The 19,437-nt window shown below is 67.1% G+C and carries 18 protein-coding genes; 6 read left to right on the top strand and 12 right to left on the bottom strand.

Annotated elements, in window-relative coordinates:
* Nucleotides 1-428: 428 nt before the first annotated feature.
* From WJU27_RS06345 to WJU27_RS06325, 5 genes are all read right to left on the bottom strand, one after another.
* Nucleotides 429-3,320, bottom strand: coding sequence for an adenosylcobalamin-dependent ribonucleoside-diphosphate reductase (locus WJU27_RS06345; RefSeq protein ID WP_341421477.1), 2,892 nt, complete (start codon nucleotides 3,318-3,320; stop codon nucleotides 429-431).
* Nucleotides 3,321-4,010: 690 nt separating this feature from the next.
* The gene (locus WJU27_RS06340) at nucleotides 4,011-4,982 is read right to left on the bottom strand and encodes a succinylglutamate desuccinylase/aspartoacylase domain-containing protein (RefSeq protein ID WP_341421476.1); all 972 of its coding nucleotides are present in this window, start codon (nucleotides 4,980-4,982) and stop codon (nucleotides 4,011-4,013) included.
* Complete coding sequence (locus tag WJU27_RS06335) at nucleotides 4,979-6,571, bottom strand: protein adenylyltransferase SelO (protein WP_341421475.1); 1,593 nt, start codon at nucleotides 6,569-6,571, stop codon at nucleotides 4,979-4,981. The genes WJU27_RS06340 and WJU27_RS06335 overlap by 4 nt, the downstream gene beginning before the upstream one ends.
* A gap of 56 nt (nucleotides 6,572-6,627) precedes the next feature.
* Nucleotides 6,628-7,584: a CobW family GTP-binding protein gene (locus tag WJU27_RS06330; protein ID WP_341421474.1), complete on the bottom strand. Its 957-nt coding sequence runs from the start codon at nucleotides 7,582-7,584 to the stop codon at nucleotides 6,628-6,630.
* Nucleotides 7,581-8,552, bottom strand: a complete 972-nt coding sequence (locus WJU27_RS06325; RefSeq protein WP_304009248.1) for a LysR family transcriptional regulator — start codon at nucleotides 8,550-8,552, stop codon at nucleotides 7,581-7,583. The genes WJU27_RS06330 and WJU27_RS06325 overlap by 4 nt, the downstream gene beginning before the upstream one ends.
* 94 nt (nucleotides 8,553-8,646) lie before the next feature.
* On the opposite strand from WJU27_RS06325, the gene WJU27_RS06320 reads away from it, so the two are divergent.
* Nucleotides 8,647-9,378 (top strand): pirin family protein, encoded by a 732-nt coding sequence (locus tag WJU27_RS06320; protein ID WP_341421473.1) that lies wholly within the window; start codon nucleotides 8,647-8,649, stop codon nucleotides 9,376-9,378.
* On the top strand, nucleotides 9,375-9,944 hold the full coding sequence (locus WJU27_RS06315; protein WP_020164437.1) for a flavodoxin family protein: 570 nt from the start codon (nucleotides 9,375-9,377) through the stop codon (nucleotides 9,942-9,944). The genes WJU27_RS06320 and WJU27_RS06315 overlap by 4 nt, the downstream gene beginning before the upstream one ends.
* 39 nt (nucleotides 9,945-9,983) lie before the next feature.
* Here the strand turns inward: WJU27_RS06315 and WJU27_RS06310 are convergent, their stop codons facing one another.
* The 5 genes from WJU27_RS06310 to WJU27_RS06290 form a co-directional block, all read right to left on the bottom strand.
* Nucleotides 9,984-10,346, bottom strand: a complete 363-nt coding sequence (locus WJU27_RS06310) for a hypothetical protein (protein WP_341421472.1) — start codon at nucleotides 10,344-10,346, stop codon at nucleotides 9,984-9,986.
* A gap of 96 nt (nucleotides 10,347-10,442) precedes the next feature.
* Nucleotides 10,443-11,267, bottom strand: coding sequence for a peptidylprolyl isomerase (locus WJU27_RS06305; protein ID WP_020164439.1), 825 nt, complete (start codon nucleotides 11,265-11,267; stop codon nucleotides 10,443-10,445).
* A gap of 51 nt (nucleotides 11,268-11,318) precedes the next feature.
* A complete protein-coding gene (locus WJU27_RS06300) occupies nucleotides 11,319-11,603 on the bottom strand; it encodes a BolA family protein (protein WP_020164440.1) in 285 nt (94 codons plus the stop codon).
* Complete coding sequence (locus WJU27_RS06295) at nucleotides 11,600-11,902, bottom strand: YciI family protein (protein WP_029143660.1); 303 nt, start codon at nucleotides 11,900-11,902, stop codon at nucleotides 11,600-11,602. Before WJU27_RS06295 ends, WJU27_RS06300 begins: the two co-directional genes overlap by 4 nt.
* 16 nt (nucleotides 11,903-11,918) lie before the next feature.
* Complete coding sequence (locus tag WJU27_RS06290; protein ID WP_020164442.1) at nucleotides 11,919-12,527, bottom strand: septation protein A; 609 nt, start codon at nucleotides 12,525-12,527, stop codon at nucleotides 11,919-11,921.
* Nucleotides 12,528-12,747: 220 nt separating this feature from the next.
* Here WJU27_RS06290 and WJU27_RS06285 point away from each other — a divergent pair, with 220 nt between their 5' ends.
* From WJU27_RS06285 to WJU27_RS06270, 4 genes are all read left to right on the top strand, one after another.
* Nucleotides 12,748-13,026, top strand: a complete 279-nt coding sequence (locus WJU27_RS06285) for an HU family DNA-binding protein (protein ID WP_019918484.1) — start codon at nucleotides 12,748-12,750, stop codon at nucleotides 13,024-13,026.
* Nucleotides 13,027-13,230: 204 nt separating this feature from the next.
* Nucleotides 13,231-14,004: a peroxide stress protein YaaA gene (gene yaaA, locus WJU27_RS06280; protein ID WP_341421471.1), complete on the top strand. Its 774-nt coding sequence runs from the start codon at nucleotides 13,231-13,233 to the stop codon at nucleotides 14,002-14,004.
* Between the two features lie 31 nt (nucleotides 14,005-14,035).
* A complete protein-coding gene (locus WJU27_RS06275) occupies nucleotides 14,036-14,623 on the top strand; it encodes a hypothetical protein (protein ID WP_341421470.1) in 588 nt (195 codons plus the stop codon).
* Between the two features lie 46 nt (nucleotides 14,624-14,669).
* A complete protein-coding gene (locus WJU27_RS06270) occupies nucleotides 14,670-15,524 on the top strand; it encodes a dienelactone hydrolase family protein (RefSeq protein WP_341421469.1) in 855 nt (284 codons plus the stop codon).
* Nucleotides 15,525-15,579: 55 nt separating this feature from the next.
* Here the strand turns inward: WJU27_RS06270 and ybiB are convergent, their stop codons facing one another.
* On the bottom strand, nucleotides 15,580-16,569 hold the full coding sequence (gene ybiB / locus WJU27_RS06265; protein ID WP_020164446.1) for a DNA-binding protein YbiB: 990 nt from the start codon (nucleotides 16,567-16,569) through the stop codon (nucleotides 15,580-15,582).
* A gap of 33 nt (nucleotides 16,570-16,602) precedes the next feature.
* A complete protein-coding gene (locus tag WJU27_RS06260; RefSeq protein WP_341421468.1) occupies nucleotides 16,603-19,332 on the bottom strand; it encodes a nitrate reductase in 2,730 nt (909 codons plus the stop codon).
* Nucleotides 19,333-19,437: the final 105 nt, after the last annotated feature.

Here is a 19,437-nt window from a genome sequence, read left to right as displayed (position 1 = left end):
CTTTGTCGTAATTCGTGTTTGTGTTGAGCAACTTCGGTGGGAAGATTGCTTGGAGGTGCTAGTGAAGGACGCCGGTTGCAGTTGCTGGAGCGTGAGGTAGAGGACGTTTCCGTCCGATAAAATGTACGCTGTTCGGATAAACGCACAAACTGGTCACCGGATTTTTTTCATATCAGTCCTCTCCGTGTGCTTTCACGTTTACTCGCGGTACGAACAAAACTCGGAACCGGCGTGCTCTCGACAGGAATCACGCGGAAGTTAGCTCACGATGCCTCCGTCCTTCCGCGCATCAGACTTTTGGCCGATGGGATGACGAGAATCCTGCGCGGCGAAGGTGGGTTCGAGCGCCGCCCGACACGCAAAGAAAAAGGGCCTGTCTTTCGACAGGCCCTTTCCCTTTCAGCGGTCTGCCCTCGCGGACGCAGCCGTCAGCCGCAACTCCCCACCGCCCCGCAGGCCGTGCAGAAATCGCAACCGTCCTTCCGTATCACCGACTGGTTGCCGCATTCGTTGCACAGCGCACCCTGCATGAGCTTGGGTTCGTCGTCGCCGCGCGGGGCTTCGAGGATGCCCATTTCGCGCGTCGGGTAGCCGTCCTCGTCGAGAATGCCCAGCATCGCGTAGCGGTGGATGATGAGGCGGGCGACGTAGGCGACGGTCGACGGCCAGTTCTGCTGGCGGCGGGTGCCGGGCACGAAGGCCATGAAGTCGCCCAGCGGTTCCGGGTAGCTGATGAGCTTGCGCAGCTTCATGCCTATCCAGGCCGGGTCCATCACGCGCATGTCGAGCGCGAGGATGCGGGTGAGGCCGTCGAGCGCGCGCGGGTAGTTGCCGGACAGCCACACCGAGTAAGGCCGCGTTTCGCCGCCGGGCAGGGTGATTTCCTTCAGACCGAGCACGAAGTCTTCACCGGTGGCCGGATTGCTGATGTCCACCGTCCAGCTCAGCGTGCCGTCGGTGCCGGTCTTCGGCTCCTGCACGGCGAACAGCGTGTCGAGCACTGGTGTCGGCGCTTCGCGGTCGAGCGCGCCCAGCTTGTCGCAGCGATAGCGGATGACGTTGGCGAAGGCGGCGACCACGCCCGGCATGCGGCGGTGTTCGCCGGTCGGCGGGAAGGGCAGGTCGAAGCTGGCGTCGCCGACGGTCTTGGCCAGCACGTCGAGCTTGAGCTTGAGCCAGCCCGGATCGTTGGCGCGCATGTCCATCGACAGCGTCTTGGCGACGGCGCCGAGGCCGCGCGGCTGGTTGGCGCCATTGACCCACACTTCGAAAGGCAGCGGCTGGATGCGGCCGTCCGGACCTTCGTTTTCGGTATGGCCGACGAACAGCGCGAACTCGCCGCCCGGCGTCTTCAGCATATAGGTCCAGCTCGGGTTGCCGTCGCTCATGTCCGGCCGGCCGGGCCAGCGCAGGCTGGACAGCACCGGCGCCGGGAGCGCGCCGATGGACAGGCGCTGGTTGGCGCCGACCGCCGACAGTTCGACGTCGTGCGGCTGCTTCTTCTCTTCCGTCTTCGGCGTGTCGACCGACAGCACGCTGCCGAGCACGCTGTTCGGGCGGTAGGTAGCCAGGCCTTTGAGGCCGGCCTTCCACGCGGCGAGGTAGAGGTCCTCGAAGTCGGCGTAGGGGTAGTCGGCCGGCACGTTCACCGTCTTCGAAATCGACGTGTCGATGTAGGGCGCGACCGCGGCCACCATGTCCTTGTGGGCGGCGGCGGAAATTTCCAGCGCGGTGACGAACCAGGGCGGCAGTTTTTCCATGTCGCCGCCGAGGTGCTTGAACAGGCGCCAGGCGTAGTCCTCGACCGCGTATTCCTTGAACGTGCCGTCGGCCATGCGCTTCTTGCGCGTGTAGGTCCAGGAGAAGGGCGGTTCGATGCCGTTGCTGGCGTTGTCGGCGAAGGCCAGCGAAATGGTTCCGGTGGGCGCGATCGACAGCAGGTGCGAATTGCGCAGGCCGTGCTTGCGGATCTGCTCCTTCACCTCGGCCGGCAGGCGCGACGCGAAGTTGCCGCCCGACAGATACATGTCGGCGTTGAACAGCGGGAAGCTGCCGCGCTCCTTGGCCAGCTCGACCGAGGCGAGGTAGGCGGCGTCGCGCATCACTTCGGAAATGCGCGAGGCCATCAGCCGCGCTTCTTGCGAGTCATAGCGCTGGCGCAGCATGATGAGGGTGTCGCCCAGGCCGGTGAAGCCGAGGCCGACGCGGCGCTTGGCCATCGCTTCGTCATGCTGCTGTTGCAGCGGCCAGTGCGTCACGTCGAGCACGTTGTCCAGCATGCGGATGGCGACCGCCACCACTTCGCGGAAGCCGTCGAAGTCGAATTCGGCCGCTTCGGAGAAGGGCCGCTTCACGAAGCGCACCAGATTGATCGAGCCGAGGTCGCAGCAGCCGTAGGGCGGCAGCGGCTGTTCGGCGCAGGGGTTGGTCGCCTCGATGCGCTCGCAGTAGTAGAGGTTGTTGTCGCGGTTGATGCGGTCGAGGAAGAGGATGCCCGGCTCGGCGTGGTCGTAGGTCGAGCGCATGATCTGGTCCCACAGATCACGGGCGCGCGGCTTCGCATAGACCCACAGGCCGTCCTCGCGCTGGTAGGCGCCGGCTGCCTTCAGGTCGGGTGCCGGCTCGGCCTTGTGCACCAGGTCGACCGTGGTGTCGGCTTCGACCGCCTTCATGAACACGTCGGTCACGCCGACCGACACGTTGAAATTGGTCAGGTCGCCGCCGTCCTTGGCGTGGATGAACTGTTCGATGTCCGGGTGATCGCAGCGCAGCACGCCCATCTGGGCGCCGCGGCGGCTGCCGGCGGATTCCACCGTTTCGCACGAGCGGTCGAACACGCGCATGTAGCTGACCGGGCCGGAGGCGCGCGATTGCGTGCCGCGCACGCGGGCGCCGACCGGACGGATGCTGGAGAAGTCGTAGCCGACGCCGCCACCGCGGCGCATCGTTTCAGCGGCCTGTGCCAGCGCGGTGTAGATGCCGGGGCGTTCGTCTTCGATTTCGGTGATCGAGTCGCCGACCGGCTGCACGAAGCAGTTGATCAGCGTCGCGGTGAGATTGGTGCCGGCAGCCGAACTGATGCGGCCGGCGGGCACGAAGCCGCGGTCCTGCGCTTCGAGGAATTTCGCTTCCCAGTGTGCGCGGCGGTCTTCCGCCTCGGCCTGGGCCAGTGCCTTCGCTACGCGGCGGCGCACTTCGGCGACGGTGGTTTCGCCGCCCTTGGCGTACTTTTCGATCAGCACTTCGCCTGAAATTTCCTGCTCCGGCAGGCAGGCGATTTTTTCCTCTTCGGTCAGTGGGACAAGATCGATCTGTTGCATGTGTGGGCTCCTCCCTGACGTGAATCTTTCGATTCTAGGCCGCTGATACGAGGTCGGACAGCCTTGACAGGGGCGTGTTCCGGCGGTCGTCCGCGCCCCTGCTGGCATTGGCTGCGATGTCCACGGCCCGGCGGGCGATTGCGGTGCACCATGACAATGCGAGGGCGCGGGGGCGGGGAAAGGCCCGGCAGTAATCACCTCCGACCACGGGCGGACTTGGCGGGTCGTTGGCTTCGGCGCAGGCTGCTGTCGGGGTCAGAAGACCCCTCCCACAGAACCCTGGCTTCGGCTCAGGCCTTGGGTCGGGCGCATCTCCTCTGTGGGAGCGGCCTTGGCCGCGACACGGCCGCTGCTGTCCGCAGGCTGCGATGCGGGCCGCTGTCGGGGTCAGAAGACCCCTCCCACAGAACATCGGCTCCGACCGCCGATCGGGCTCGATCCCTGTGAGAGCGACCTTGTGGGAGCGGCCTTGGCCGCGATACCGCCTTTGCTGTCCGCAGGCTTCGATGCAAGCCGCTGTCGGGGTCAGAAGACCCCTCCCACAGAACTCCGGCTCCGACCGCCGATGGGGCGCGATTCCTGTGGGAGTGACCTCTGTGGGAGCGGCCTTGGCCGCGACACGGCCGTTGCTGTCCGCGGGCTTCGATTCAGGCTGCTATCGCGAGCAAGCTCGCTCCCACGAAATCGGCGTCAGCCGTGCAGCACGCGCTCGCTGCGCTGGGCGAAATAGAACCACTCGTTGCCCGGCGTGGCGGCGGGATTGGGGAAGACGATGAAGCCGTCGCGTCGGGCGCGTACTTCGCTGCCGTCCTCGCGCGTGCCGATCAGGTCGCCGGCGGACACCGGGTCGAAGCTGGCCCACGGGCGCGCGAACGTGTCACCGGCATGCAGACGGTCGATCACTTCGACCAGCTTCAGCAGTTCGCAGTCGGAGCGCGCCGGCGGCGGTGTTTCGTCGGTCAGGCCGAGGTGGGCCAGCGTGTTGCGGATCGCCCGCCAGGCGAAATCGGGCGCGGCCGGGTCTTCGTGCTGGCCGCATTCGAGCGTGATCGCGTAGCCGCCCATGCGGCGCATGTATTCGGTGGTGCCGACGCCGTAGTCGGGGTCGGTGCTGAGCAGTTGCGCACGCTCGGTCGGCGCGGTGCGCGCGAGCCGGGTGCGCACGCCGGCGGCGTAGGTGTCGAGCCAGCCTTCGACCAGGCGACGCGCACCGAGGCGCAGCGCCATCGCCTCTTCGGCTGCGGCGTGGGCGAAGGGTTCGAGCGGGCCGGTGTTGTCCTGCGGGCCGAGCATGGCGAAGGGCTCGCCGCCGGTGTGGAAGGAGTGCAGGTCGAGCAGCACCTCGTGCGCCGCCAGCAGCGGGCACAGTGCGTTGGCGATGCGGTCCTCGTAGTCCTGCGGTGCGTCCTTCGGGCCGAGATTGCGGTTCAGGTTGCGGTCGCCCGCCCGCTGACCGCGCAGATAGGCGAGCGGGTTGGCGACCGGCACGAAGGTGACCGCGCCGCGCAGGATGCGCAGTTCGCCGCGGTCGAGTTCGCCGAGGACGCGGGCGATGCCCTGGGTGCCGCAGGTTTCGTTGCCGTGCACGGCGCCGAGCACGATCAGTTTCGGGCCGGCTTCGAGGCCGTGGAAGCAGTGGGTGCGCAGGCTGGTCAGGTTCATGAGCTGCAGGACAGTGCGGAACAGCCGGGCTTGTTGCGCGCCCATTCCGGGCGGCGGCCGGCGAGGTCGTCGAATTCCGGCTGTTCGTCGTAGGGGCGCTGCATCATCTTCAGCAGGCGCTCGATCATGCCGGTGTCACCGGCGGTGGCATCGTCGATCGCGCGCTGGGCGAGCCAGTTGCGGACGATGTACTTCGGATTGGTCGCGTTCATGCGGGCGATGCGCGCGGCATCCGGCTCGGCGCCTGCGTTGATGCGCTGCGCCCACTGCTGCAGCCAGCCGAGCAGCTCGCGGCCATGCTCGGGCGACGGTCCGTCGCCGCTGTAGAAGGCCTCGTGCAGCGGCGCGAGTGCTGCCGCGTCGCCCGCCGCGGCGGCGGCGAGCGGCACGTCGGCCAGGCGGCGGAAGAAGATCGTGAAGTCGCACTCTTCGTGCTGCAGCAACTGGAACAGACGGCTGCGCATGTCCTGGTCGGCGTCGTCGCCGGGCGCGGGCAGCGGCAGGCCGAGCTTGTTGGCCAGCATCGCGGTCCAGCCGTCGGCGAAGGCCTGTTCGTAGCGTTCGAGCGCGGCGTCGATGGCGTCGCGGTCGTCGATCAGTGGCGCCAGCGCTGCGGCCAGACGGGTGAGGTTCCAGTAGCCGATCTGCGGCTGGCGGCCATAGCAGTAGCGGCGGCCCTGGGCGTCGGTGGTGTTCGGCGTCCACATCATGTCGACGCCTTCGAGCCAGCCGTAGGGGCCGTAGTCTATGGTCAGGCCGAGGATGGACATGTTGTCGGTGTTCATGACGCCATGCACGAAGCCGACGCGCATCCACTCGACCATCAGCGTTGCGGTGCGGCGGCAGATTTCGGAGAACCACTCGGCGTACGACGTGATGCCGGGGTAGTGATGCGTCATCACCCAGTCGGCGAGCTGGCGCAGCAGCGGCAGTTCCTGCTCCGAAGTCAGGATTTCGAAGTGGCCGAAGCGCACGAAGCTCGGTGCGACGCGGCAGACGATGGCACCGGGCTCGTACTCCGGACGCCCGTCGTAGAACATGTCGCGCACCACCTGGTCGCCGGTGGCGACCAGACTCAGCGCGCGCGTGGTCGGAATGCCGAGGTGGGACATCGCTTCGCTGCACAGGAATTCGCGCACCGACGAACGCAGTACTGCGCGGCCATCGGCGCGGCGCGAGTAGGGGGTCGGTCCGGCGCCCTTCAGTTGCAGCTCTTGCCGCTGACCGTGGATGTCGAACATTTCGCCCAGCGTGATGGCGCGGCCGTCGCCGAGCTGGCCGGCCCAGTTGCCGAACTGGTGGCCGCCGTAGCGCGCGGAGTAGGGCTGCATGCCGGGCAGCACGCGGTTGCCGGCCAGCGCCTCGACCGCCGCGTCGACCCGCGCCGGGCGTGCGAGGCCGAGCTGGGCGCCGAGCACGTCGGACCAGGCCAGCAGTTCGGGCGCGGCCACCGGCGTCGGCGGAGTGAAGGTATACGACGCGTTGCGCACCTGGCGGGAGCGGATGAGGTCCGATGGATCCGCCGGCAGGCTGCGGACGAACAGGTTGTCGAACTCGATCTCGTCGAGTCGTTTGTGTGCGGCTGACATGGATGCGGTGGTACGTGCGGAAGACTGCATTGTGAGCGAAGCGACGGCGCGCGGGTTCAATCGTGATGAAGCGCGGACAGCCAGGCCTGCAGACGGGTGTCGGCTATGCCCTGGGTGATGCACACCACGGTCGAGCCGCGAGCGGCGTCGGGCCAGGCGGGCAGGAGTGTCGGCGGGTAGAGCGCGTGCTGTACGCCCTGCACGACCAGCGGGCGCGACTCGTCGGCGACGTCGAACAGGGCCTTCATGCGCAACAGGCCGGGGCCGGCGATGTCCGGCCAGGCGCCCAGCCAGGCGTCGATCTGCGCGCGCTGCAGCGGCTGCTCGATCAGGGTGCTGTCTGCCCGCACGGCATGCGGCGCGGCGATGGTCGGCGGCGCGGCGCGGTAGCGCATGACGGCGGGCGGGTCGAACAGCGCGGGCCCGAGGCTGGCGGTCTGCAGGTCGAGCTGCGGCGCGAACGGGTTCAGCGCGGCCAGCGTCTGCCGCAGCGTGGGGACCGCGTCGGCGTCGGCGAGATCGGTCTTGCTGATCAGCAGGCGGTCGGCCGCGGCGACCTGGCGCACCGCTTCCGGGCGCATGGCCAGTGTCGCCGCCGCGTGCGTGGCATCGACGACGGTGAGGGTGCAGCTCAGCCGGTAGCGTTCGACTACGCGCGCATCGGCCGCCAGCGTGCGCAGTACCGGCGCCGGATCGGCCAGGCCGGTGGTTTCGATCACGATGCGTTCGAACTGGCGCCGGCCGGCGCGTGCGAAGCGCCAGTGCGCGTCACGTAGCGTCTGCGCGAGGTCGCCACGCAGCGTGCAGCAGACGCAGCCGCTGGCCATTTCGACCACGGTCTGGTCGGCGGTGTGCGTGACCAGCCGGTGATCGAGCGAGGCCTCGCCGAACTCGTTCACGATGACCAGCGTGTCGGCCATGTCGGCACGCGCAAGCAGGCGGTTCAGCAGCGTGGTCTTACCGGCGCCGAGAAAGCCGGTCAGCAGCACCACCGGCAGGCGTTGCGCGCTCATGCCGGCACGCCTTCGAGCAGGGCCCGGCGGGTGCGCGGGCTGGCCAGTTGCTGCAGCCACCAGTCGAGTGCGCGGCCGCGCTGGCCGGCGCTGCGCCAGGCGATGGCGAAGCGGGCGACCTTGTCCTCGCCGGTCGCTTTCGCCACCAGTCGTCCGGCTTCGATGTGGGCGCGCACGCGCGCCTCCGGCAGGAAACCGCAGCCGAGGCCGCGCAGCTGCGCGTCTATCTTCATGTCCAGCGTCGGCACCGTGAGCACGTCCTGACCGGGCAGCAGATTGCGCGACACCGGCGACAGCTTCATCGCGCTGTCGGCGATGGCGACCGCGCGGTGCATGCGGATCATCGCCGGGTCCAGCGGTTCGGCGACGCGCGCCAGCGGGTGGTGCGGCGCCACGACGAATACGAAGGGGATGTCACCGAGCGCTTCGACCTGCACGCCGCTGACCCGCGTGTCGTCGGCATCGACGCCGATGGCCAGATCCGCCGCGCCCGACAGCAGCGCTTCCCAGGTGCCGGACAGCACCTCCTGACGCAAACGGATGCGCGTCGGCGGCGGCAGGCGCGCGGTGTCGCGCTGGGCGTAGAAGGCGTCGACCAGATCGAGCAGCGTGTGCGGGCACATCAGCGCGTTGGCGGCGATGGCCAGCTGGCCTTCCCAGCCGCTGGCGACGCGCTTGACGCGGCTGGCGACGGCGTCCATCTCCAGCAGCAGGCGCCGGCCTTCGACCAGCAGCTCGCGACCGGCCGGCGTCAGCACGGCAGTCCGGCTGGCGCGGTCGAACAGCAGCACGTCGAGCGCATCTTCGAGTTGGCGCACGCTGTAGCTCAGCGCCGACGGCACCTTGCCGAGCACGCGCGCTGCGGCGGCGAAGCTGCCGGCTTCGTCGATGGTGGCGATCAGACGGATCGCTTCGGGTGTCAGAGGATGGTCGCGTTCGGACACGGTGGTTGAGATGTGGTCGTTCAAATAATTTGAATGATGATATCAGCGACATGCCGACATCGGCGATCGGCCCGTCGCCACAATGCACTCATCGACCAACACATCAAGGAGATGAGCAATGATCAGTCTGCGCAAATCTTCCGAACGCGGCTTCGACGACCACGGCTGGGGCCAGTCGCATTTCAGTTTCTCCTTCGCCGACTACTACGACCCGGCACACATGGGTTTCGGCACGCTGCGCGCGCTGATGGAAGACACGATAGAGCCGTCAGGCGGTTTCGGCACCCATCCGCACCGCGACATGGAAATCGTCACCGTGGTGCTGGCGGGCGAACTGACGCACCGCGATTCACTCGGCAATACCGGCGTGCTGCGCGCCGGCGACGTGCAGCGCATGAGCGCGGGCACTGGCGTCAAGCACAGCGAGTTCAACCACGCCGCGACGACACCGGTACGCATGCTGCAGATCTGGCTGCTGCCGCAATCGCGCGGCATCGCCCCCGGCTACGCACAGCAGCACTTCGCCGACAGCGCGCGGCAGGGTCGTCTGCTGCCGCTGGTGAATGCAGAGGGACGCGACGGCGCACTCACCATCCACGCCGACGTTGCGCTGTACGCGAGCCGCCTCGACAGCGGTCACGCGCCGCTCACCCACCCTCTCGCCGCCGGCCGCAAGGCCTATGTGCACCTGATCGACGGCGAACTGACGGTGAACGGGCAGCGCCTCGAAACTGGCGATGCGCTGCGCATCGAGCACGAGGACGAAGTTGTACTTGAACAGGGGCGTGCTGCACATGCGCTGCTGTTCGATCTGGGCAGTCATTCCACTACTGAAGGGAGATCAGCATGACGCAAGTTGCCATCGTTTATCACAGCGGCTACGGCCACACCCGCCGCATGGCGCAGGCAGTTGCCGACGGCGCGGCCGAAAGTGCGCAGGTGCAGCAGATCGAAATCGACGCCGAGGGCAATGTTCCGGAGTCGGCCTGGGCGACGCTGCTGGCGGCAGACGCCATCGTGTTCGGCAGCCCGACCTATATGGGCACCGTGTCGTGGCAGTTCAAGAAATTCGCCGACGCGACCTCGAAGCCGTGGTTCACGCAGCAGTGGAAGGACAAGCTGGCTGCCGGCTTCACCAACTCGGCGTCGATGAACGGCGACAAGCACTCGACGTTGCATTACTTCATGACGCTGGCGATGCAGCACAGCATGCTGTGGGTCGGCACCGGCCTGATGCCGAGCAACAGCAAGGCGGCGACGCGCGAGGACATCAACTACGTGGCGTCCTTCGCCGGTGCGATGGCGGCTACGCCGTCGGATGCGTCGGTCGATGAAATGGTCGAAGGCGATCTGAAGACCGCGCGACTGTTCGGCGCACGCGTTGCGCAGCAGGCGGCGCGACTGGCCGCACGCTGAGCGGGCAGGGCCTGGGAAGGCAGGATGTTTCCCCGAGGGTCAGTACAGCTCGGGGAAGCGCTCCAGCCAGGTCCACGCCACGGCGAGAACGATGGCGACGATGCCGGTCCAGGTGCCGGTGACGAAGCAGCAGGCGGCTGGAATCACCAGGCCGGCAAACTCGTCGAACATCATGCCGAAGGCGAACCAGAAGGCGGTGAACAGCAGCCACTTCACGATGAAGCCGGGCAGGTGGCGCCGCATCGAGCGGTTGTGACGGTAGCTCTGCACGCGCTCCATCCAGGAACCGCGCGTGCAATCGCGGAAGTAGAGGAAGGGCCAGATGTAGCGCCACCACAGGCGCAGTATCGACTCCGGCTCGTGCGCCGGTTCCAGGCCCTGCTCGGGTGCGTGCTGTCCCATGTCGCGTCCTTCCTTCCTCGGTCCATCCGACCGGATTTACGGCCGGGTGGACGCGGGGTTGAGGCGACGCGCCGTGAGGCGGGCGGCGCCGGGTGATTACTTGATCGCGGCCTTCTGACGCAGTTCGTTCACGTGGGCGGCGATGGTCTGCTGCTCCAGACGCTGGGCGATCTGCGGCTTTGCTTCATCATAGGACGGCAGCTTCAGGTCGCGCACGTCTTCCAGCTTGATGATGTGGTAGCCGAAGTCGCTGCGCACCGGTTGCGGCGTGAACTTGCCCTTCTCGAGCTTGACCAGCGCTTCCGAGAAGGGTTTCACGTACTGCGCCGGCGCGCTCCAGCCGAGGTCGCCGCCGCGGTCCTTCGAACCCGGATCTTCGGAATCCTTGGCCAGGTCTTCGAACTTCTCGCCGGCCTGCAGCTTGCCGATGATTTCCTTCGCCTTGTCCTCGGTCTTCACCAGGATGTGGCGCGCCTTGTATTCCTTGTTGCCCAGACCGGTCTTGATCTTCTCGTACTCGGCCTTGATCGTGTCTTCGGTGACCGGGTGGCTGCGCACGTAATCCTGCAGATAGGCCTGGATCAGCACTGCCTGCTTGGCCAGTTCGGCCTGGTGCATCAGCGCGGCGTTCTTGTCCATGCCCTTGGCGGCGGCGGCCTGGGTCAGCACTTCGCGGCGGATCAGTTCCTCGCGCACGGCGTTGCGCAGCTGGTCGCCGTCCTGCTGGCCCTGGGCTACCTGGTTGCGGATCATGATGTCGGCGCGGCCCTGCGGGATCGCCTTGCCATTGACCGTAGCGAGCACGCCTTCAGCCGGCGCGGCGGCGGGCGCTGCAGCCTTCTCCTTGGCCTTCTGCGCCATGGCGGGTGCGGCGAATGCGGTCATCACGGCGAGGGTCAGGACGGAAAGCGTGTGTTTCATCGATTTACCTTTCGGGTGGAATCCGGTTGCGGATTGCGTTGTGCCTGTCCGTCACTGCGCGGCGTTTTCGCCGGGTGCGCGTGCGACGATGGACAGGGCGTGGATGTCGCGCTGCATCAGGTCGCCCAGTGCAGCGTAGATGATGCGGTGACGTTCCATCGTGCGCCGACCGTCGAACTGCTCGGACACGATGGACAGACGATAGTGCCGGCCGCCCGAACGTGCGCCGGCGTGACCGGCGTGCAGGTGCGACTCGTCGATCAGTTCGAGCGCCGATGGCGCAAGCGTTGCGAGGCGCTCGCGTATCGTCGCTTCGAGTGCAGCGGCGTCGCTCACGCCGGGAACACCTTGCGGAAGGGCTTGACGGTCATCCGGGCGAACACGCCCTCGACCGTGTAGGGGTCTTCTTCCGCCCACTCCTGCGCTGCTTCCAGCGATTCGAACTCGGCGACGATGAGGCTGCCGGTGTAGCCCGCAGCACCCGGATCGACGGCGTCGACGGCGGGCAGCGGGCCGGCGATCAGCAGCCGGCCTTCGTCCTGCAGTGCCTGCAGACGGGCCAGGTGGCCGGGTCGGGCGGCCATCCGTTTTTCAAGACTGTTGGGGACGTCTTCGCCCATCAATGCGTAGTACATGCAGTCCTCTATTGGATCAGGAATTCTTTTCTTCGATGTGACGCGACAGCATGAAACCCTGCGCGAGCACGAACAGGAACATCAGACCCATGCCGCCGTACAGCTTGAAGTTCACCCACGCCTCCTCGCTGTAGCTGTAGGCCACGTAGAGGTTGAGCACACCCATCACGGTGAAGAAGGCGATCCACGACGCGTTGAGCCGCGACCATACGGGTTCGGGCAGTTCCACCTGTTCCTGCATCAGTGCGCGGATCAGGTTGCGCTTGAGGAAGAGAACAGAAACCGTCAGCGTCAGCGCGAACAGCCAGTAGAGCACGGTCGGCTTCCACTTGATGAAGGTCGCGTCGTGGAAGAACAGCGTGGCGCCGCCGAACACGACGATGATGGCCAGACTCACCCACAGCATGGTATCGACCTTGCGGCCGCGCGCCATCAGCCACAGCACCTGACCTATGGTCGCGACGATGGCCACACCGGTGGCGATAAGTATTGGGGCCTGGCTGGCGACGATGCCCTGGCCCAGCAGCTGGGTCGCCAGCGCATGCGAGGCCTCGGGCGACGCACCAGCGAACTTGTAGGCTGCGAAGAAGAGCAGGACCGGCAGCAGGTCGAACAGGAATTTCATGGTCGCGGATTATGCCCGGTCGTTCGCAACAGTGTCCAACACACACATCCGGTAACACCGAAATCCGGCATGGAACTGGCTTGGCGATGAAAATGTTGCGGGAGGGCGCGAGAATTCATGAAGAAAGTCCTCATACCCGCTTGTGAAGCGCGCCCGGCCTCACTATCATCCCGTCAGGTTTTCCCGCGCGCCCTTGCGTACAACCAAGTAGGAGACTTAGATGAACAAAGCAGAACTGATCGAAGCACTCGCCAAGAAAGCCGATGTTTCCAAGGCCGCCGCCGGCCGCATGCTCGATGGTTTCCTCGAGTCCGTCACCACCGAACTGAAGAAGGGCGGCAAGGTCACGCTCGTGGGCTTCGGTACCTTCGCAACCGGCAAGCGCGCTGCCCGTACCGGCCGCAACCCGCGCACCGGCGCAACGATCAAGATTCCGGCCGCCAAGACTGCCAAGTTCACTGCAGGCGCAGCGCTGAAGAAGTCGATCAACAAGAAGTAAGCAACGGATTCGTTCCGCAGGCATCCTCATCGGGCCTGCGGATGGCGTACCGGCGGTTCGCGCCGACGGGGCGGCCAGGGAAAGCGGGAGTGTCGAGTGACGACACTCCCGTTTTCTTTTTGTGCGTCCGCACGCTGCTGCGCAGCGTCGTCGGCTCACGTTACCATCCGCGCACCACGTCTCATCGCTCGCCAAGTCAGCCCCATGATCATCGTCCTGTCGCCCGCCAAGTCACTCGACTACGAATCGCCGCTCGCCACGACAAAGTCCACCCGTCCGGACTTCCTCGACCACTCCGCAGAACTGATAGACATCCTGCGCCGCAAGAGCCCGGCGGACATCGCGTCGCTGATGTCGATCTCCGACCCGCTGGCGGCGCTCAACGTCGCCCGCTACGCCAACTGGACGCGCGACTACTCGGCGCCGCAGGGACGTCAGGCGGTGCTCGCCTTCAACGGCGACGTCTACGAGGGGCTCGATGCACCGACCCTGCCGCCGCCGGCACTCGACTGGCTGCAGCAGCATGTGCGCATCCTGTCCGGCCTGTATGGCGTGCTGCGTCCGCTCGACCTGATGCTGCCCTACCGGCTCGAAATGGGCACCCGGCTGCCGAACGCGCGCGGCAAGGATCTGTATGCATTCTGGGGTGACCTGCCCGCGCAGGCGCTCAATGCGCTGTTCGAGAACGATGCGCACCCGGTGCTGGTCAACCTCGCCAGCGATGAGTACTTCAAGTCCGTGCGACGCAAGGTACTGAAGGCGCAGGTGATCCAGCCCGTGTTCCAGGACTGGAAGGGCGGCAACTACAAGGTGATCAGTTTCTTCGCCAAACGCGCGCGCGGCCTGATGGCACGTTACGCGGCGGAGAAGCGGATCGACGATGCCGACGCGCTGCGCGATTTCGCGGTCGAGGGCTATGCGCTCGACGCCGCGGCGTCGACGGCCACCGAGTGGATATTCAGAAGACGTCTCGACTGAGACACATAACTACACCGAGGAGAAGCAAGCCATGAAGCAGTTCCGCATCGTCCGTGGCGCGCTTGCGCTGGCCGTCGCACTGGCCTGTGCAGGAGGCGCGCAGGCACAGGAGAACGAGTCGGACCGCCTGTTCCGCGAGTGCCTGGCCGCCAGGGCCGACAACAATATCGGCCTCGCCGACGAGCTGTGCTACAAGGCGCTGGTCCATCCGGATTTCAAGAACGTGCCGTCCGAGGCGCGCTCGCAGCGCATATATAACTACGCGCAACTCAAGCGCATGCTCGGCAACTGGGAAGGCGCCGAGGAACTGCTGCGCGAGACGCTGGCACTGGAAGAACAGCGCGCCGGCAGTACGCCGGACCTGCCGCTGGCGCGCCGTCTGGCCGAACTGTCGATCGCGCTGGCCGCGCAGGGCAAGTGGCCGGAAGGCATCCAGGCGATCGAGCGACTGATGCCAATGGCCGACAAGTTCCAGGGTGGCGAGCGCGCCGCGGTTGCCGAGCTGTTCCGCAATTACGTGCCGCAGGCAGCTGCTGCCGGACGCGTCGAACTGGCGCGCCAGCTCGACGCCTACGCACACGATGCGCCGGCGCCCGAACCGCGCTTCATCGAACGCTGAACCTGCGAAAGCTGAACCCTTTCCGAACCGCAAGAGGAGTGCCGACGTGACCCAGCCCGACAATCCCCACCGACGTGATTTCCTGCTTGGAGCTGGCGCAGCCGGCTTTGCCATGGCAGTGCAACCGGTCATTGCACAGCAGGTGATCACGACGCCGGACAGCGGTCTGGTGACCGGCATGTCCTCGACGCGCGCCAGCGACGGCCGCACGCTGCCGCTGTTCAGCGCCCGGCCGGACACGCCGGGCAAGCCGCCGGTGGTGCTGGTGGTGTCGGAAATCTTCGGTGTGCACGAACACATTCGCGATGTCTGCCGTCGCTTCGCGCACGAAGGCTATCTGGCCGTCGCGCCAGAAATGTTCTTCCGTCACGGCGATCCGGCGGCGCTTGGCAGCGTGCAGGAAATTCTCGAGCGCGTCGTGTCCAAGGTGGCCGACGCTCAGGTGATGGCCGACCTGGATGCCTGCGTCGACTGGGCGCGCGAGCAGGGCGGTGACGTGAAGCGCCTGCACGCGACCGGCTTCTGCTGGGGCGGTCGCGTCACCTGGCTCTATGCCTCGCATCAGCCGGCGCTGCGCTCCGGCGTCGCCTGGTACGGTCGCCTCGACGGGGTGCCGAGCGAACTGACGCCGCTGCATCCGCTCGACGTGGTCGACAGCATTCAAGCACCGGTGCTCGGGCTCTACGGTGGTCAGGACCAGGGCATTCCGAACAGCGATGTCGACGCCATGCGCGCGGCGCTGAAGAAGTCGTCGTCAGCGGCAGCGCGCAAGTCGGACATCGTGCTCTACCCGGATGCGCCGCACGCCTTCCACGCCGATTACCGCCCGAGCTATCGGGCCGGTGACGCGGCAGACGCCTGGAAGCGCTGTCTCGCCTGGATGGCGGCCAACGGTCAGTAAGCGTTCGCGCCCATGCAGGGCGCGTGCTTCCGCTCGTGCAGACCTCAATGAGACCTCAATGCGCGGTGTGTGCGAGGCCGAGCGATACGGTGGCCTTGGCGTGCGTCAGATCGCGCGCCGCGCCGCTGCCGAACAGGCAGGCGGCAAGCTGGTTCAGCAGGGGCTGCGGAATCGCGCGATGACCTTCGAGCATGTCCCGTATGCAGTCGGCGGTGCCATCGATGTCCTCGCCCGGCGGCAGCGGATTGGTCAGCGGCAGCGCGCCGCTTTCCGCCTCGAACAGCATGCGCGCGCTGCCGCGTTCGAACAGTTCGATGCGCGGCCGGCGCAGCGGATCGGCGAAGGAGTCGTCGTCGGGCGCGCGCATCAGCAGCGCCCTTTCGGGCGTACGCAGGAACATGTCGTGCAGACGTGACAGCAGCTGTGCATCGGCGACGCAGATGACACGCAGGCTGTGCAGTGGCGCCGGATCGAGCAGCTTGGCGACGACGTGCGCGGTATTGCGGTGGCCCATGCGCTCGCGCAGCCGGATCAAGCTGTCCAGCGACGGGTTCAGCACTTCGGTCGGCAGGATGGCACAGTGCCCGGCGTGCAGCGTGTTCAGCGCCTCGGCCACGGTGCTGCACGGCAGGTGGCCGAGCCGCTCCAGTACGTCGAGACTGCCCGGCCTCGCGTTGCCGCCGCTCAGGCCATGCACCAGCACCGGCACGTCCAGCCGCGCCAGCATCAGCGCCAGCAGCGGCATCAGGTTGGGCGCGCGGCCGGCCCGGGCGTAGCTCGGGATCACCACCATGCGCGGCAGATGCGGCGGCAGTTCCAGCGTCGGGACACGCTCGTTCAGTGCGCGAGCGAAGCCCGCCAGCTCGTCCGCCGACTCGTGCTTCCAGCGCAGGCTGGCCAGCACCGCCCCCAGTTCGAGCGCCGGAATGCGGCCGTCCAGCATGTCGGCGAACAGACCGTGCGCCTCGGTTTCGGCAAGATCGCGCGCATCGTCGCCGCGTCCGATCGCGGACAGCATTTCAGTCAGGCTCTGTGGGCTCAGCATCGCGTACGGCGCTCCATCCAGTTCAGTTTCTTGTCATGCCGCCTGCCGTCGGGCGTCGAGCATGCGTTTCAGTTCGGGTACGCAGGAGCCGCAGGAGGTGCCGCAACGCAGCGTCGCCTGCAGTGTGTCGAGGTCTGCTCCGCCTGCGATCGCTTCGACGATGTCAGGTTCCGCAACATCGAGGCAGTTGCAGACGATGCGGCCACGGCTCTTCGCGGCGACCGGTGGCGTAGCCAGCGGTGCGAACAGCCAGCGGCGCAATTCCGCCGTCGGCTGACGCTCGACCATCACCTCGCGCAGCCAGGCGGCGGCCGCCGTTTCGCCGGTCAGGCGGATGCCGGTCAGCAGCCCGTCCTCGATCAGCGCGCGTTTGGTGATGTCGCGCCGCGCGTCGCGGTAGGCCAGACAGGCCGGGTGGTCGAGACCGCACAGGCGGTCGAGTTCGGCCAGCCAGTCTTCGGGAATGGGCTGGTCGTGCGCGATGCGCAGCACCAGCGCCGGGCGGTCGCGTCCGGCCATCGACAGCGAGGCATAGGCGAAGCGGGCGAGCAGCGGGGCGAGCGCTTCCATCCGCGTCAGCGTGAGCTGCTGTGCCACGTCGTCGCTGGTTTCGGTGCGCAGCAGCAGCGCCTGGAAGGGCAGGTCGGCGCGACTCATCTGCACGGCGGCATGCTTCAGTTCGGGCTGCTTTGAATACGGGTCGACGCGGCCGGCGGTGAGCGCATTGGCACCGCTGTTCGACAGCGCGTTGCGACCCCAGTGCATGGCGACGAAGGTGCTGCCCGGGCGCTGGGCGTTGCTCGCGTACGCACGCAGCACGATTTCGCCACGGCGGCTCTTGATGCGCACCAGATCGCCATCCTTCAGTCCGCGACGGGCGAGGTCGTCGGCGTGCACCTCGACCCGCGGTTCGTCGACGTGGCTGTACAGGCGCGCCACCTGGCCGGTGCGGCTCATGCAGTGCCACTGGTCGCGCAGGCGGCCGGTATTCAGATGCAGCGGATAGCGGGCGTCGATCTTCTCCGCGGTGGTCGCGGCCGACGGTACGACGAAGCGGGCGCGACCGTTTGCCGTCGCGAAGCGGCGATCGGTGTAAAGGGTGGCAGTACCGCTTTCGGCGCCGGTCGGGAAGGGCCATTGCTGCGGACCCAGTCGGTCGAGCAGCGCGTAGCTCAGGCCCGTGATGTCGAGGTCGCGACCGCGCGTGCTTTCGACGTGTTCGGCAAATACCTGCTCGACCGTCTCGTAGGGGAAGAGCGCGTCGGCGTCTCGGCCCAGCCGGGTGCCAAGCGCACGCGCGAAGTCGCGTGCGATCACCCAGTCGGCGCGCGACTCGCCGGCGGCAGGCAGCGCGGCATTGACGTGCGTGATGCGCCGCTCGGAATTGGTGACCGTGCCTTCCTTCTCGCCCCAGGTGGTGGCCGGCAGCAGCAGGTCGGCGAAGGCGGCACTTTCGGTGCCGCGGTAGGCGTCCTGCACGACGACGAACTCGGCCGCCTTCAGTGCTTCGATGATGCGCGCCTGATCCGGCATCGAGTGCGCCGGGTTGGTACAGGCGATCCACACCGCCTTCACTTTGCCGTCGCGCACAGCGTCGAACAGTTCGACCGCGGTCAGCCCGGGCTGCGCCGGCACGTCCGGCAGCCCCCACAGCGCGGCGACTTCGGCCCGGTGTTCGGCGTTGGCCATGTCACGGTGGGCCGACAGCAGATTGGCCATGCCGCCCACTTCGCGACCGCCCATCGCATTGGGCTGGCCGGTCAGTGAGAACGGGCCGGCGCCCGGGCGACCGATCTGGCCGGTCGCCAGGTGCAGCGCGATCAGCGCGGTTCCGTTGTGCGTGCCGTGATGCGACTGGTTCAGGCCCTGGCACCACATCGACATCGCAGCCTTCGATTCGCCGAACCACTTGGCGGCAGTGACGATGTCCTCGGCGCGCAGGCCGCACACCTCGGCGGCGACCGCCGGCGTGATGTCGCGCACGTGCTTGCGCAACTCGGCGAAGCCTTCGGTATGCGCGGCGATGAACGTGTCGTCGGCGTGACCTTCCCACAGCAGCACGTGCAGCATCGCGTTGTACAGCCAGATGTCGGTGCCCGGCAGCAGCGGCAGGTGCAGGTCGGCGTCGGAGGCGGTGTCGGTACGGCGCGGGTCGACCACGATCATCTTCATCGCCGGGTTGGCGCGACGCGCGTCCTCGATGCGGCGATAGACGATGGGGTGAGCGTAGGCCGGGTTGCCGCCGGCGATCAACAGGCAGTCGGTGTGGTCGATGTCCTCGTAGCTGCAGGGCGGGGCGTCGGCCCCCAGCGTCTGCTTGTAGGCCGACACCGCCGAACTCATGCACAGCCGCGAATTGGTGTCGACGTTATTGGTGCCGATCAGCCCTTTGGCGAGCTTGTTGAAGACGTAGTAGTCCTCGGTGAGCAGCTGGCCGGAAATGTAGAAGGCGACCGCGTCCGGACCGTGTTCGTCGATGATGGCGGCGAAGCGGTCGGCGGCGTGCGCCAGCGCGGCGTCCCAGCTCACGCGGCTGCGCGGCAGGTCGCGCGCGGTGCGCAGCTCCGGGTGCAGCGCGCGCGTGTCCGGGCGGGCGCTCAGATGCAGGGTCGAACCCTTGGTGCACAGACGGCCGAAGTTGGCCGGGTGGTCGGGGTCGCCCTTCACGCCGGTGATGCGGCTGCCGTCGTGTTCGATGATCACGCCGCACCCGACACCGCAGTAGCAGCAGGTCGAGCGGGTTTCGTGTTGGCTCTGGGTCATGTTCTTTGTCTCCGCGAGACTTTTAGCAAGGGGTATGCCACGTTACTGAGGGGCGATTCGCGTGCGAACCGGTGCGGTTCGGGCTGTCGGCGCTCCGCGCCGGGG

Source organism: Methyloversatilis sp. NSM2 (assembly GCF_038066675.1).
Classification (GTDB): Bacteria; Pseudomonadota; Gammaproteobacteria; order Burkholderiales; family Rhodocyclaceae; genus Methyloversatilis; species Methyloversatilis discipulorum_A.
This window is presented reverse-complemented; position numbering and strand designations above follow the sequence as displayed.

What these genes read in the sequence shown, in the direction of transcription:
- WJU27_RS06290 (WP_020164442.1), bottom strand. Translation starts at nt 12,527, where the DNA reads ATGAAATTCCTGTTCGACCTGCTGCCGGTCCTGCTCTTCTTCGCAGCC.
- yaaA (WP_341421471.1), top strand. Translation starts at nt 13,231, where the DNA reads ATGATCATCGTCCTGTCGCCCGCCAAGTCACTCGACTACGAATCGCCG.
- WJU27_RS06335 (WP_341421475.1), bottom strand. Translation starts at nt 6,571, where the DNA reads ATGTCAGCCGCACACAAACGACTCGACGAGATCGAGTTCGACAACCTG.
- WJU27_RS06330 (WP_341421474.1), bottom strand. Translation starts at nt 7,584, where the DNA reads ATGAGCGCGCAACGCCTGCCGGTGGTGCTGCTGACCGGCTTTCTCGGC.
- WJU27_RS06295 (WP_029143660.1), bottom strand. Translation starts at nt 11,902, where the DNA reads ATGTACTACGCATTGATGGGCGAAGACGTCCCCAACAGTCTTGAAAAA.
- WJU27_RS06310 (WP_341421472.1), bottom strand. Translation starts at nt 10,346, where the DNA reads ATGGGACAGCACGCACCCGAGCAGGGCCTGGAACCGGCGCACGAGCCG.
- WJU27_RS06340 (WP_341421476.1), bottom strand. Translation starts at nt 4,982, where the DNA reads ATGAACCTGACCAGCCTGCGCACCCACTGCTTCCACGGCCTCGAAGCC.
- WJU27_RS06345 (WP_341421477.1), bottom strand. Translation starts at nt 3,320, where the DNA reads ATGCAACAGATCGATCTTGTCCCACTGACCGAAGAGGAAAAAATCGCC.
- WJU27_RS06315 (WP_020164437.1), top strand. Translation starts at nt 9,375, where the DNA reads ATGACGCAAGTTGCCATCGTTTATCACAGCGGCTACGGCCACACCCGC.
- WJU27_RS06305 (WP_020164439.1), bottom strand. Translation starts at nt 11,267, where the DNA reads ATGAAACACACGCTTTCCGTCCTGACCCTCGCCGTGATGACCGCATTC.
- WJU27_RS06320 (WP_341421473.1), top strand. Translation starts at nt 8,647, where the DNA reads ATGATCAGTCTGCGCAAATCTTCCGAACGCGGCTTCGACGACCACGGC.
- WJU27_RS06260 (WP_341421468.1), bottom strand. Translation starts at nt 19,332, where the DNA reads ATGACCCAGAGCCAACACGAAACCCGCTCGACCTGCTGCTACTGCGGT.
- WJU27_RS06275 (WP_341421470.1), top strand. Translation starts at nt 14,036, where the DNA reads ATGAAGCAGTTCCGCATCGTCCGTGGCGCGCTTGCGCTGGCCGTCGCA.
- ybiB (WP_020164446.1), bottom strand. Translation starts at nt 16,569, where the DNA reads ATGCTGAGCCCACAGAGCCTGACTGAAATGCTGTCCGCGATCGGACGC.
- WJU27_RS06285 (WP_019918484.1), top strand. Translation starts at nt 12,748, where the DNA reads ATGAACAAAGCAGAACTGATCGAAGCACTCGCCAAGAAAGCCGATGTT.